The sequence below is a fragment of the Bacillus cereus group sp. MG20 genome (assembly GCF_040459885.1).
GTDB classification, from domain to species: Bacteria; Bacillota; Bacilli; order Bacillales; family Bacillaceae_G; genus Bacillus_A; species Bacillus_A cereus.
Genome location: NZ_JARVHF010000001.1, coordinates 3790013 through 3804462 on the forward strand (window position 1 = coordinate 3790013; position 14450 = coordinate 3804462).

Here is a 14450-nt window from a genome sequence, read left to right on the forward strand (position 1 = left end):
TAAAGTGGCCTCATTAAGTTTTAAAAGCTTAGTGAGGCTGTTTTCTTTATTAAAAATTAAATGAAATAGTTAAGAAGTACGCATGGGATTAACGAAGAACGATTAAAACATATCTCACCACTAGAATGGGAGCATATCAACTTTAATATGGCAGATACTTAGAATCGCTTCAGCCTGTATAACAGGCCTAAAAATAAGAGTTGAAACTTGTTTAGCATCTATTTTTGTTAAAAGGTGGGAGAATTGTGCTATGATGTGGGCAAATATAAAACTATCTAAAGGAGGGATTTACATGCCGCATATTGTGTTTCGTGGAATTACTACTGAACAATTAAAACACATAAGCAAGCCATTAGTAGAAGAGCTCGCAGAGATTTGTGAGTGTGGTACGGATAATTTTACGTTGGAACTACCAAGTTCTACGTTTATATTCAATGGAGAAGAAATAGAAGCGTTTCCTCTTATTGAAGTGAAATGGTTCGAGCGTGGACAGGAAATTCGTGATCGATTTGCCAAGGCCATTACTACATATGTAATGGATTTTGGACTTCCAGAAGTAGAGGTTGTATTTACGGTTTTCACAGAATCAGCGTATTATATTAACGGGAAGCATTGTGCAAGTTAGAGCTATTATAAATGTTTTTGTAACATTTATCCCGCATTAACGGGCAGTAAGACCCCGACCTCAAAATTCAGCGGAAGCAAAGAAGTTAGGTGGGGGATCAACTGTCCGTAAAAGCCCGATTGGTTCAACTAATAATCAGTGGGGGATGAACAAAACCCCCACTGATTAAAGTTTCACTTTATAAGGGATAGAACCACATCGCTATCAAGCTAACTAGACAAAATACCCTCTAAAAAGAGCAAGGCGTTATTCTTTCTGAGAAATCATAGGAAAGGATAACGCCTTTATATCAATTTTAATATAATCGATTCACTTCTTTATAAAAAGTTTGGTTATTTTATTGAAGCTTATTCCACAAACACACCCGTTTGTTCACTTTTTTACTGTTTGAAAGCCATACTTTTTATATTGATTCATTTATTGGAAAAACCGAAAGTTTTAAACTCTCTCTATTACATATTTATTTTTGGAAAAATAGCCTAACTCCAAATACTAATAATACTGTGCCAGTAATACCCTCTATTGTACGGTTCACCTTTTCTTTTCTTAAAAAAGTTCTTAATTGACGTATTAGAGAGATATAAAGTAAATACCATATTGCTGTCAAAGTCGTAAATGTGAATCCCAACAAAAGAAATTGGAAGAAATGACTTTGATTACTCACAATAAATTGGGGTAGAAAACTAAGGAAAAATACAGCCGTTTTTGGGTTTAAGATTGCCGTGGTAAATCCTTGTCTAAAACTTTTAACCGTTCCAATATCCTTAGAGTTTATCTCCACTGAACCTGACACCTTTTCTTGTTTAGAAAAGGCACTTTTAATTGACTTTACAGCTAAATAAATTAAATAAAATGCCCCAGCATATTTTATTAATGTAAATAGCATAGCAAATTTCATTAAGATAGCAGAGAGTCCTAGTGTAGCCATTATTGTATGAATCATCATTCCAGATACCGTTCCTAAGACGGTCTTTATCCCACCATTTCTACCATGAGAGATAGTGTTTTTTGTAACTAAAGCAAAACCGGGACCAGGCATCATTATAATAAGGAGTGCTGTAAGGATAAATAGCATATAATTTTCCATGTTCTGGTATTTCCTTTCTAATTTTTAGTTTCGCTTATAGTATAGCTTTTTTCCTTAAAACATTAAATATAAAAAGTGTGATCAGGATAGTATCATAAACTTTCAAGGAGTTGTAATTGAATTATAGAGGGCTTCACTTGAATAATGTTCTTCTGTAAATGAGCGTTTTTTAATTACTTTTTCTCGGAACACTCTTAATTTTCTTTCGTTTATCGAGGGTATTAGTATCAACTTGACCAAACATTATCCAAAAACTACATTTAACATTTACGAAAGCATATTCGAATAATCATTCATTAAATTTCTTATCAATCAACAAAAATTAATTATCATAAGGAAGAGGTACGTGAACTTCTATTTAAGAAATTACTTATTCTTGAAAAAAACGAATTAACTCCCCATAAATAATTGTAAAGATATAAAATTCTATAATTCCCTCGGAGCAAAAAAGTTGTCTTTTATAGCAACGAAGTTCATTTTTATCTTTTTGGGGTAGTGTATTCTTGGTAGCTTGATGGGCATGGAGAGCTTTGAGTCTTTAGCTTGATAGTGATGTGACGCTATCCAGAAATTAATGATTTTACACCCTAAATGTTATTTAACAAAAAAATCTTGAATTCGAGATTTTTCACTTGCTTTTCAATCAATTGAGGTGTAAAGTGATAGTAACGAAAGCGATTGAGTCATATGAAAAACATACACTCAGTTGTTTTCGATTAAAAAACAAAGTAACTTATACAGTAAAAACTAAGATGAATTTACAAAAACATAATTAAGAATAAATTGAAAAGCTAAAAACCATATTAGTTGTGGGAAATGTTATTTTTTTAGTTATCACTTGACTAGTAAAACGAAACGGAGGAATAACCAATGTATGAAATTAAAGGGCATCATCACATTTCAATGGTTACGAAAAATGCAAATGAAAATAATCACTTTTATAAAAACGTGCTTGGCTTGCGTCGTGTGAAAATGACAGTAAACCAAGATGATCCGTCAATGTACCACTTATTTTATGGAGATAAAACAGGAAGTCCAGGTACGGAATTATCATTTTTTGAAATTCCATTAGTAGGAAGAACATATCGCGGTACGAATGCGATTACTCGAATTGGATTACTCGTTCCTTCAGAGGATAGCTTGCATTACTGGAAAGAACGCTTTGAAAAATTTGATGTGAAACATAGTGAAATGACAACATATGCAAATCGTCCTGCTTTGCAATTTGAGGATGCTGAAGGTCTTCGCTTAGTATTACTCGTTTCAAACGGAGAAAAAGTAGAGCACTGGGAAACTTGGGAGAAATCAGAAGTTCCTGCAGAGCATCAAATTCAAGGAATGGGTTCTGTGGAAATGACAGTTCGTAGACTTGATAAAATGGCGAGTACACTTACAGAGATGTTTGGTTATACAGAGGTTAGCCGCAGCGAAGAGGAAGCAATTTTTCAATCCATTAAAGGAGAGGCTTTTGGAGAAATCGTTGTGAAATATTTAGATGGTCCTACTGAAAAGCCGGGCCGCGGTAGCATTCACCATTTAGCAATTCGCGTGAAAAACGATGCAGAGCTTGCTTATTGGGAAGAACAGGTGAAACAAAGAGGCTTCCAGTCTTCAGGAATCATCGACCGTTTCTACTTTAAAAGCTTATATTTCCGTGAATCAAACGGAATCCTTTTTGAAATTGCGACAGATGGACCAGGGTTTACAGTTGATGGAGATGTGGAACATTTAGGAGAAAAACTTGATTTACCACCGTTCTTAGAAGATCAGCGTGCAGAGATTGAAGCGAATTTAGCACCGATTGAAGAGAAGTAATAGAAGAAAATATACAAATTTAACATATAAATGAAACCCATTGGAGGAATATAAAATGAACCAATTAAAAGGAATTCACCACGTTACAGCGATTACAAGTAGTGCAGAAAAGAACTATGAGTTTTTCACTCACGTTTTAGGAATGCGTTTAGTTAAGAAAACAGTAAACCAAGATGATATTCAAACGTATCATTTATTCTTTGCAGATGATAAAGGTAGTGCAGGAACAGATATGACATTCTTTGATTTCCCAGGTGTTCCGAAAGGAGTACACGGTACAAATGAAATTTCAAAAACTTCATTCCGTGTTCCGACTGATGCAGCATTAGAGTATTGGGTGAAACGCTTTGACCGTCTTGAAGTAGAACATACAGGAATTAAAGAGCAATTTGGTAAGAAAACTCTTTCTTTCGTTGACTTTGATGACCAACAATATCAATTAATCTCAGATGAACTTGATAAAGGAATCGAATCAGGTACACCGTGGCAAAACGGGCCAGTACCATTAGAATATGCAATCACTGGTTTAGGGCCTGTATTTATCCGTATTGCAAACTTTAGCTTCTTCAAAGAAGTGTTAGAAAAAGTTCTATTATTTAAAGAGGTTGCGCAAGAAGGGGAATTCTATTTATTTGAAGTGAACAAAGGCGGAAACGGTGCATCTGTTATTGTAGAACATAATACAGTTCTTCCTGAAGCACAACAAGGTTTTGGTACAGTGCACCATGCGGCATTCCGCGTAGAAGATCGCGCTGTATTAGAAGAATGGATTGAGAGAATCAGTAGCGTAGGACTTCCTTCATCTGGATATGTAAACCGTCACTTCTTCGAATCATTATATGCAAGAGTTGCACCACAAATCTTATTTGAATTCGCAACAGATGGCCCAGGATTTATGGGAGATGAGCCATACGAAACGCTTGGCGAAAAATTATCTTTACCTCCATTCCTAGAGCCAAAACGTGAAGAAATTGAAAAATTAGTTCGTCCAATTGATACAGTGAGAAGTACGAAGGAATTTATTAAAGCGTAAAATAGAGATAGTAAGTAGGAGAGCAAGTAGTTTTAGCGAAGTGCTGGAACTGCTTGCTTTTTTATTTGTTCTATTAAGTTTTCTGACAATTGTTTCTCAAGTCATCAAAAAGGAAAACTTTGGTATAATTAAAATATTAAATTTTCTGATAATTATTTTTCAATACATAGAAAAGGAGTGGTAATATACAATTTTGATAATTGTATAAAAATCCTAATTTTGTAATTTTGGAGAAAAGGGGATGCGAGTGTATGGGAGCAGATGTAGTAACAAGGGAGCAAATGAAACACTTATTGGATGATTGGTATCATTCAATGTTAAAACAAGATGTGGTTAAAGCAAAAGCGCTAAATGAAGAAATAGAGTCCAAGATTATTTATATTAAAGAAGATCAGTATGCAGCATTTTATCAAGCATTATTAAAATTCCGTTATCATGTGCTAATTGATAGTTTGAGTATTACAAGGAATAGTTTTGATGAAATTAATACCTTTATAATTCCTGATGACGCACTTTTAACACATTATTATCACTTATTTAAAGGTATTCATGCAATGTATATATCAAATTACATTGAGTCACAAAATCACTTTGAAGAGGCTGGGAAATTACTGAAATATATAACATCTTCGTTGGAACATGCTGAATTCAATTATAGATTTGCATATTTGTCTTATCAAACGTATAAACCATTGATGGCGATTGATCAAATACGTTTAGCAAAAGATGAATATGAAAAACATCCTGGCTATGAAGTTTGTATTGCTTTGTGTGAGAATATTTTTGCAATGGCTTGTATTGATTTAAAGCAATATGAACAAGCCGAAGAGAAGTTGAATTTGGCATTAAATGTATTTCAAAAGATAGATAATGAAAGATTTATTACAATGGTTCGTCATAATTTAGCATGGTTATATGCAAGTCAAAACCTTTCGAGTTTAGCAATTCGACATTTAGTAGAAGTAATAAAAAGTAATCCCAAACATTTCAAAGCAATGTTTGTATTAGCACGTGAATATTACAAAATTGGAAAAATCGATACTGCCGCTGAATTAATTGAAAAAGGATTAGATATATGTAATAAGATACAAAATAAAGAATTTCAGCACCGTTTTGTAATTTTAAAGGAAATGAATCAAAAGACTTCTAGTGTATTATTAGAATCCACTATTTTAAATGGGATTTTATATTTTGAGAAAGAAGGTTTGTTGGATTGTATTCAAGAATATACTGAGATTTTAGCTATGCAATTTTATAAAGAAGAAAACCATGTAAAGGCAAGTAAATATTTTTATATAAATAATCAAGCACAGAAAAAACATTTAGAAAAAGGGGCGTTGAAATAATGAAAAAAGTAGGCGTAATAGCAAAAGGATTAATTTTTGTAGGGATTCTTTCATTGGGATTTAATTTTTCTTCTACTACACAGCAAGCAGTTAATATTGGCGACGGAGGAGCACCAGCAAGACCAGACTACGTTAACATTGGTGACACAGGCGGAGCACCAGCAGATAATAAAGGCGACGGCGGAGTAAGCCAACTATAATAACAAAGAAAGGGACTTCAACATGAAGTCCCTTTTTCTATTTTCAGGCCATGTAGAGAAAAGAATTGACTTACTTTAAATATGTAACTATAATAGTTACAGAATAACCATTAGTAATAGAAATGAGTTATATTTTTTTAGTATAATTGTAACCATTTCAGTTACAATTAAAAAGAGAACATAAAATAACCAAAAAATGTAAAAACTTTTAAATAGCAACAAGAGAAAGGAGACGGGAACTTTGAAAAGGTTTAAGTTTTATATGATTAGCGGTATTGTGCTCGTTTTGTTAATTGTTTGTAACTTCGTTGAGAAGCCGATTGCGAAGGTTGGAGAAGTGAAAGATACTGTTATGATGAAGCTGAATACGAAAGAGAGTATGGCGCAAATTGATGGACAGACGATTTATTTTAAACAAATTGGTGAGGGAAAACCTCCTTTACTTATGTTGCATGGGTTTGGTGGTTCTTCTGATGGGTTTAGTGATATTTATCCGGAACTAGTGCGAGATCATACGATTATTGCGGTTGATATTTTAGGGTTTGGGCGTTCTTCTAAGCCGGTTGATTTTCAGTATTCGTTTCCTGCGCAAGTGAATTTATATTATAAGTTAATGAAGAAGCTCGGATACGATCAGTTTGCGGTGCTCGGCCATTCGATGGGCGGAGAGATGTCCCTTAATTTAGCGTATTTATATCCGGATGCAGTGACGCATCTCATCTTGGCGGATGCTACAGGGATAGAGTCTTTCCAGCGAAAAGAAAGTTATGAAGTACCACCGCTATCGACGGACTTACAAACTGTAACTGAGATTACGAAGTATAATAAAAATGAAGTAAAAAATAGTCGTGATGATAAAGAGCATTATAATCAGCTTACGAAAATGAGAGAGCGCCGCATTGCGATGGAAGCTGATAAAATTAAGGTACCGACTTTAATTATATGGGGACGACATGATAAAAGTGTTTCTTGGAAAAATGGTGAACTGTATCATGGGCTATTTGCAAATAGTACGTTTCATATTATTGAAAAAGGATACCACGCACCGTTTCGTCAGGAACCAATTGAGTTTATGGAATATGTACAAGCATTTTTCGCGAAGCATCCACAATAAAAATTTTAAGCATAAATCCACTTCTTTCCTCATAAAGTGAAACTAATAAGGCTTGTCTAAGGAAAGGAATGAAGTGATTTGGAAACTTTACCATGGTGGGTTTATCTTGTAATTGTCGGGATTGTACTAAGTGGCTACATGGTTTTATATACTTCGAAAAAAGAGCAAGATATGGATAATGAGTTTATCGAAAAAGAAGGCGAAGTGTATATGAAGCGCTTAGAAGAAGAGCGCGAGAAACGTAATCAGGATAGTGATAAAGATTCGGTATTGCTTTAATAGAAATTTTGAAAGGCTACCACCTAGTAGGATTTTACATCTAGGTGGTAGCTTTTTTCTTCTGGGGGAGCAGTATATGTTCATCAAGCTAAGGTTATATTAGTTTAATTTTACATGTATAAGAGAGTCATCATAAACTTTTATTGATGGCATTTATATATATTTTTCCTCATAAGAATGGAACTAGCGGGGATTTTACTGGGGGGGATTAACAATGCATAGGGATGAAACTTCATTACATCCTGATACAGGCGTTACGTCTGTAATGTTTGTTGAGCGTTCATTAAATGAAATTCGTTTTTGGTCTAGAATCATGAAGGAGCATTCTTTTTTTCTTCGATTGGGATTTAGATGTGAGGATACTCAATTAATTGAAGAGGCGAATCAATTTTATCGGTTGTTTGAACATATTGAACAAATAGCGCATTCCTATACAAATGAAACAGATCCTGAGCAAATCAAAAGGTTTAATGCAGAAGTACAACAAGCCGCAACTAATATTTGGGGATTTAAACGAAAAATTTTAGGATTAATTCTCACATGTAAATTGCCAGGACAAAATAACTTTCCCCTTTTAGTTGACCATACAAGTAGGGAAGCTGATTATTTTAGAAAACGTTTAATACAATTAAATGAAGGTAAATTAGATGCTCTTCCTGATGCTATTATTAAAGAAAATGTTTTCTTTTTAAGGATTATGGCAGACCATGCTAAATTTATTGGCCATCTTCTTGATCCATCAGAAAGAAAGCTTGTAGATACAGCACGGAATTTTAGCAATGATTTTGATGAATTGATGTATCAAGCAATTGACTTAGAATCTATGAAACCACAATCCCAAACAGCTCCTCTTTTAGATCAATTTTTAGATCAAAATCGCGTGTCAGTTGCATCTCTTCGGGATTTTAAGAAAACAGCACGTGATTTAATTGAGCAATGTAAAATAAAGAGCATCATTCATCCATTATTGGCAGACCATGTTTTCCGTGAAGCTGATAGATTTCTTGAAATCATTGATATGTATGATGTTCATCTTACAAATATTCAATCACAACCTAGATATTAGAAGATAAGGAAAGATACTATTTTTTCCTTAAGCTGAGAAGTTAACAATTTATTGTTAGCTTCTTTTCTTTGTGATTAAAATTTTCTTTTAAGGACTACATAAATCCCTTTGACCAAATATGTAATTCTTTGCAAAATGATATATATGGAAAGATTATGAATATACAGGTAATATATGGGCGATAGATTTTAATGAATTATTCGGGGGAAATTTATTAGTTAAGTATATTAACTTGTTTGCACTACATTTTACAAATAAAGGGGTATTAGTAATCATGAAAGCAAAGAAATTAGTAAGTTTAGCGTTACCAGTTATGTTATTGAGTGGTTGTATTACAATTGAAACTGATGGTAAGAAAGCTGAAACAAAGAAAGAAGAGACGCAAAAGGTAGAGAAAGAGAATAAGACTTCTGAAAAAGAGAGTAAGTCAACTGATAGCAAGAAAGAGGATAGCTTATCTGTAGCGAAAGGTGAAGGTACAAATAGTAGCTCATCAAGTAGTCAACCAAGTTCTTCTTCAAATAATTCAACTTCTTCAACTGGTAAGGTAACTGGTTCAGATGTTGAAAGGTACAAGGCAGATATCATAAATAGTGCTACTCAAATTGAAAATACAATGAAATTAATTGAAGGAATAGCAGATTCAGACGTAAAATCATACAAACAAAAGAAAAGTGAAGTACAACTGAGTTTAGGTGGAGCAAAGGCAACCACAACGAAACTGAAGAATCTACAAGCACCTCCTGAATTACAGGGAGAACAAGTGAAGATAAAGCAATCGATGGAACTGTATGCGGATTGTTTCCAACTTCTCTTTGATGCATTAGACCAAGAAGACGAGAGTAAAATGCATCAATCATTAAGTAAAGCACAAGAAGGTTCAAAACTGTTTGAAGAAGCAGCGAAGAGTATCGGTAGCAAAACAAACTAAGAGTAAATTACTTTAAGGAGTATGAGGTATGAAAGTGAAGAAACTAATGGCTGCTGTAGTTCCAGTTACATTATTATTAAGTGGTTGTGTTACAGTAAAAGATTCGGCAAGTAAAGAAGCAAAGACAGAAGAAACAAGTAAAGCTAAGTCTTCTGGAACAAAAGAAAAATCAACTAATTCGAAAGAAGAAAGTAAAGATGTTCAAAAGGTTCGAGTTTTAGATGAAGATTATGCACAATATTTATTAGACATTGAACAGGATATGTTAAGACGATTTGATTACTATGATGCATCTGTAAAGGATTTGAGAAACGGAAGTAAATCAAAAGCTGAGGTATTAGATAGTGTTAAAGACATCTATAAAGTATTTGATAAGATAGAGAAGATTTCTGCACCGCCAAAACATAAAGAAGACCAAAAAGAGATTGAAAGAGCTGCAGGTAAACTAAGAGAAACATTCGGTGAAATAGAGAAGTTATTCAACGATAAAGGTTTTAGCTTAGAGACTGATAAGGAAATCTTAAATAAAGCAAATATAAAATTAGAGGAAGCAAAACGTATTTGGAAACCTACATTTGATAAGTTAAGGGCTGAAGTAAAAGGTGATACAACCACGGAAAAATCTACTAGTACAACAAGTAGTTCTACACAGGCAAACCCAACTACTGGCAGTCAGGCTCAAACAGATAAAAGTCAAGCAAAAACTGGGGTATTTGTAGATACAGTTGGTACAAGTGAAGAGTTAGGAATTAGTTATAGCAACATGCAGAAGAACATTAAAGATGGTACTGAGATTATTGGTAATTGGGGTATTGATTACGGCAGTGGCGTAAAAACTACGCTAGTACTAAAAGGTGATAAAACATTTGAGTCTTATGCGAATGGTTCTTATCCGAATAAAGATAACTATTTAACAGGAACATATACGGTGGATGTCCCATCATTCCAGTTATCTTTAAAAGTAACAAAAGCAGTTAAAGACGGTCAAGAAGTAAAGTTAACAAATGATAGTATCATGTATAAATTGCAAAACTATGATGGGAACACATTACAAATTTATCATATGGACGATAATGTTCGTATTCGATATGTAAAACAATAAATAATTGGTGAAAAACTCTGTAATAAATTTTACAGGGTTTTTTATTAGTTTTAATTTAATTTCTTCATTATCTTTCCAGACGCTGTCCATACTAGTATAAGTTGAGAAATGAACAAAACGATAATGATAGGCAGTTGATGTAACTCCATAGTAACTGTAACCATCTAAAGCCCAATTCATACACTATGGTGGAGGATTTTCACCTAATAACCGGATGAAAAAGGGGTGTAATCATGAAGAAACGTACTGTTAATGAAGCGGGAGGGAATGTGCCACAACCAATCCGCAGCGACGGAGCAGGTGCAATTGATTCTGGCCCTCGTAATGTTATGCGAGATATTCAAAATCCGAATATGCTTGTTCCGCCTATAACGGATGCAGGATTAGTTCCTAACTTGAAATTTTCATTCTCGGACACTTCTATGATTTTGAAACACGGCGGGTGGTCTCGGGAGATTACTGCTCGGGAACTACCAGTTTCGACGACGATTGCTGGGGTAAATATGAGCTTAACGGCCGGTGGAATACGAGAACTTCATTGGCATAAAGAAGCGGAATGGGCGTATATGCTTTTAGGACGGGCACGCATAACGGCTGTTGATCAAAATGGACGGAATTTTATTGCTGATGTTGGACCAGGTGATCTTTGGTATTTTCCGCCTGGTATTCCGCATTCCATTCAAGGATTGGAACATTGTGAATTTCTACTTGTTTTCGATGATGGACATTTTTCTGATTTATCTACTTTAGCTATTTCTGATTGGTTTGCGCATACGCCAAAAGAAGTATTGTCGGCTAATTTTGGAGTACCTGAGAGTGCTTTTCATTCTATCCCTTCAGGTCAAGTTTATATTTATCAAGGAGAGGTGCCAGGTTCGCTTGAAAGTCAGGAAGTTCAATCACCGAAAGGGGAAGTTCCTTTAACATTTAAACATGAACTGTTAAAACAAAAGCCAATTAAGACTCCTGGTGGTAGCGTTCGAATTGTAGATTCTACAAATTTCTCTATTTCAAAAACGATCGCAGCAGCGCTCGTTGAGGTTGAGCCTGGTGGAATGAGAGAACTTCATTGGCACCCGAATAATGATGAATGGCAATATTATTTAACAGGGGAAGCGAGAATGACTGTGTTTCTTGGAAATGGTACCGCTCGTACATTTGATTATAGAGCTGGCGATGTCGGATATGTACCGTTTGCGACGGGGCATTATATTCAAAATACAGGTACCGAAACATTATGGTTTTTAGAGATGTTCAGAAGCAATCGTTTTGAAGATGTATCGTTAAATCAATGGATGGCACTGACTCCTAAAGAAATAGTGGAGAGTAATATACATGTTGGCCCGCAAGTAATGGATTCTCTGCGTAAGAAGAAGTGGCCTGTTGTGAAATACCCGGGGTTTTCATATAGTCCGAAAAATGATGAGTAAAAATGAAAATTTGCGTTATTCTTTCTGGAGACTGATAAGAAGGGATGGCGTATTTTTTATGCCTAATCTAGTCTTTATTAGTATCCGTTCTTTGTATTATTGTTCGGGAAATTATTATTGGAGCATAGTATAGGGAAGATCCATATAAAATAGCGCCATTATAAGCTGTAACGCATAAGTTGCGCAGGAAATGCAACGATAACTAGCTTTACTCTTCATCATTTATTTGAACATAATGGGCATAGAGAGGTGATAAACACAGTATGATTTTTAGTGAGCGTTTAAAAGAAGAAAGGGAAAAAAGAAATTGGTCGCAAAATGATTTGGCTGAAAAAATTCATGTAAGTAGGCAGTCGGTTTCGAAATGGGAGACGGGAAAGAACTATCCGAGCATTGAAATTATTATTCATTTAAGCGATTTATTCAGTATTACGATTGATGAATTGTTAAGGAGTGACGACGAGTTGACGCAAAAAGTAATTGAAGATAGTAAACAATTAGCATATCCAAAATGGAAGGTGTTTTTCGATAGTCTATTCACGCTTGGAGTATTTTTGTTTCTTATCAAAATCGTTGTATGGATGCTAAATAAGTTTGCAGGAGCAAGTATTACAATTGTAGCAGATGCGCCATATGTAATGAATCTTTTGCCCCTTGCATTCATGATTATAGGTGGTATGGGATCGGATAAGTTGAAGAAAATATATAAATAGAGGAAAGATTTGAAAGAAATCCCCTACACTAGCTGTTCTTTTCACTTAAATTGTGTACTATAAAGGATAGGATGACATAAAGAAGGGGACATTTAGAATGGAATTTCATGAACAAAAGATTTTGCCGGCAGTGAGGCAAATTAAAGATTTGGAAAAACTATTACATAGTTCGTATGAATATATCGTTATTTTAGATATTCATGTCGGCCAATTGAAGAGTGTTATATCACTTGCGAAGCAATATTGTAAAAAGGTGTTTTTACATGTGGATTTAATTCATGGCTTGCAGAGTGATGGGCATGCGACGGAATATTTATGTCAGGAGTTTAGACCGTACGGGTTACTTTCGACAAAGGCGAGCGTTATTATGAAGGCGAAGCAAAAAGGTGTTGTGGCAATACAACGCATCTTTTTAATCGATTCGAGTGCGATGGAGAAGAGCTGCAATCTTTTAGATAAGACGAAACCGGATTATATTGAGGTGCTTCCAGGAGCAATGACGGATATTATCGCTGAAGTGAAAGAGCGTACTGGTGTACCGATTTTAGCAGGTGGTTTTATTCGTACTGTAGAAGATGTGGAAAGAGCTTTAAACGCTGGTGCGACAGCGATTACGACGTCAAAACGCGAACTATGGAAACATTACCAAAAAAAGTGACGAAAATGTGAAAAAATTCTGTTGACACCGCTTTCATAAGAGGTTAACATTATAGACAAGTTAATAAACGTGACGGAGAAAAGAAGAGATCCACATTTCATTGTTTCTATATAAATTTATATAGAAGCGTGCAAAGCTGTGGGTCTTTTTCTTTTGACAAAAACGAATGGCCATTCATTTTACCTCTATCACATTTGGAAGCGTTTAAATTGATTGTGGAGGGATACTATGTCAGCATTTTTAGGAGAGTTAATAGGGACTGCGTTGTTAATCGTACTTGGTGGCGGCGTTTGTGCTGGTGTAAGTTTAAAGAAATCGTTTGCGAAAGATTCAGGTTGGATTGTTATTACAATGGGCTGGGGCTTAGCAGTAGCGGTTGCAGCGTATGCGGTTGGATCAATTAGTGGGGCACATTTGAATCCAGCTTTAACGATAGGACTAGCATTTAAGGGAGCGTTCCCATGGAGTGACGTACCAGGTTATATCGTAGCACAAATGATTGGGGCAATTATCGGGGCAGTTATCGTATATTTACATTACTTACCACACTGGAAAGAAACAGAAGATCCAGGAACAAAGTTAGGTGTATTTGCAACAGGTCCAGCAATTCCGAACACATTTGCAAACCTTTTAAGTGAAATGATTGGAACATTCGTTTTAGTATTTGGTATATTAGCAATTGGTGCAAATAAATTTGCAGATGGATTAAATCCATTTATCGTAGGTTTCTTAATTGTAAGTATTGGTTTATCATTAGGTGGGACAACAGGATACGCAATTAACCCAGCACGTGATTTAGGTCCGCGTATCGCACACTTCTTCCTTCCGATTGCAGGAAAAGGCGGTTCAAACTGGAAGTATGCATGGATTCCAGTAGTAGGTCCAATTTTAGGTGGATCACTTGCAGGTTTATTCCATCAAGTTGTATTTGAAGGAAAACAAAATTCAGCACTTATTTATGTGATTATCGCAACTGTGATTGTACTAGCAATCTCTTATATGACAAGTAAAAAAAGCGGAAGCAATACAAATAGTAGAAAAGTAGCATAAG

The 14450-nt window shown here is 35.0% G+C and carries 15 protein-coding genes; 14 read left to right on the forward strand and 1 reads right to left on the reverse strand.

Annotated elements, in window-relative coordinates:
* Nucleotides 1-292: 292 nt before the first annotated feature.
* Complete coding sequence (locus QCI81_RS19445) at nt 293-625, forward strand: DUF1904 family protein (RefSeq protein WP_023521344.1); 333 nt, start codon at nt 293-295, stop codon at nt 623-625.
* Between the two features lie 460 nt (nt 626-1085).
* On the opposite strand, the gene QCI81_RS19450 is transcribed toward QCI81_RS19445, so the two are convergent.
* On the reverse strand, nt 1086-1712 hold the full coding sequence (locus QCI81_RS19450; RefSeq protein ID WP_000433011.1) for a LysE family translocator: 627 nt from the start codon (nt 1710-1712) through the stop codon (nt 1086-1088).
* Between the two features lie 870 nt (nt 1713-2582).
* Between QCI81_RS19450 and QCI81_RS19455 the strand changes: the two genes are divergently transcribed.
* From QCI81_RS19455 to glpF, 13 genes are all read left to right on the forward strand, one after another.
* Complete coding sequence (locus QCI81_RS19455; RefSeq protein ID WP_023521346.1) at nt 2583-3527, forward strand: ring-cleaving dioxygenase; 945 nt, start codon at nt 2583-2585, stop codon at nt 3525-3527.
* 55 nt (nt 3528-3582) lie between these two features.
* Nucleotides 3583-4560 carry a ring-cleaving dioxygenase gene (locus QCI81_RS19460; protein ID WP_071731873.1) on the forward strand — a complete coding sequence of 326 codons (978 nt, stop codon included), beginning with the start codon at nt 3583-3585 and terminating at the stop codon, nt 4558-4560.
* A 251-nt stretch (nt 4561-4811) separates the two neighbouring features.
* The gene (locus tag QCI81_RS19465) at nt 4812-5906 is read left to right on the forward strand and encodes a response regulator aspartate phosphatase (RefSeq protein WP_071731874.1); all 1095 of its coding nucleotides are present in this window, start codon (nt 4812-4814) and stop codon (nt 5904-5906) included.
* Nucleotides 5906-6106 carry a Phr family secreted Rap phosphatase inhibitor gene (locus tag QCI81_RS19470; protein ID WP_071731875.1) on the forward strand — a complete coding sequence of 67 codons (201 nt, stop codon included), beginning with the start codon at nt 5906-5908 and terminating at the stop codon, nt 6104-6106. The genes QCI81_RS19465 and QCI81_RS19470 overlap by 1 nt, the downstream gene beginning before the upstream one ends.
* 241 nt (nt 6107-6347) lie before the next feature.
* Nucleotides 6348-7220: an alpha/beta fold hydrolase gene (locus tag QCI81_RS19475; protein WP_071731876.1), complete on the forward strand. Its 873-nt coding sequence runs from the start codon at nt 6348-6350 to the stop codon at nt 7218-7220.
* A 78-nt stretch (nt 7221-7298) separates the two neighbouring features.
* A complete protein-coding gene (locus QCI81_RS19480) occupies nt 7299-7499 on the forward strand; it encodes a sporulation YhaL family protein (RefSeq protein ID WP_000449223.1) in 201 nt (66 codons plus the stop codon).
* 214 nt (nt 7500-7713) lie between these two features.
* A complete protein-coding gene (locus tag QCI81_RS19485; protein ID WP_000554479.1) occupies nt 7714-8565 on the forward strand; it encodes a DUF2935 domain-containing protein in 852 nt (283 codons plus the stop codon).
* Between the two features lie 274 nt (nt 8566-8839).
* Nucleotides 8840-9496, forward strand: a complete 657-nt coding sequence (locus QCI81_RS19490; RefSeq protein ID WP_000644844.1) for a DUF7018 domain-containing (lipo)protein — start codon at nt 8840-8842, stop codon at nt 9494-9496.
* A gap of 28 nt (nt 9497-9524) precedes the next feature.
* On the forward strand, nt 9525-10598 hold the full coding sequence (locus QCI81_RS19495; protein ID WP_000865195.1) for a DUF3994 domain-containing protein: 1074 nt from the start codon (nt 9525-9527) through the stop codon (nt 10596-10598).
* A 233-nt stretch (nt 10599-10831) separates the two neighbouring features.
* Nucleotides 10832-12028 (forward strand): oxalate decarboxylase family bicupin, encoded by a 1197-nt coding sequence (locus QCI81_RS19500; RefSeq protein WP_071731877.1) that lies wholly within the window; start codon nt 10832-10834, stop codon nt 12026-12028.
* A gap of 263 nt (nt 12029-12291) precedes the next feature.
* The gene (locus QCI81_RS19505) at nt 12292-12741 is read left to right on the forward strand and encodes a helix-turn-helix domain-containing protein (protein ID WP_065482447.1); all 450 of its coding nucleotides are present in this window, start codon (nt 12292-12294) and stop codon (nt 12739-12741) included.
* A gap of 97 nt (nt 12742-12838) precedes the next feature.
* Entirely contained in the window at nt 12839-13399 is a 561-nt protein-coding gene (gene glpP / locus QCI81_RS19510) for a glycerol uptake operon antiterminator GlpP (RefSeq protein WP_000394286.1), read from the forward strand.
* A 228-nt stretch (nt 13400-13627) separates the two neighbouring features.
* Entirely contained in the window at nt 13628-14449 is an 822-nt protein-coding gene (gene glpF / locus QCI81_RS19515; RefSeq protein ID WP_001272200.1) for a glycerol uptake facilitator protein GlpF, read from the forward strand.
* The last annotated feature ends 1 nt before the right edge of the window (nt 14450 follow it).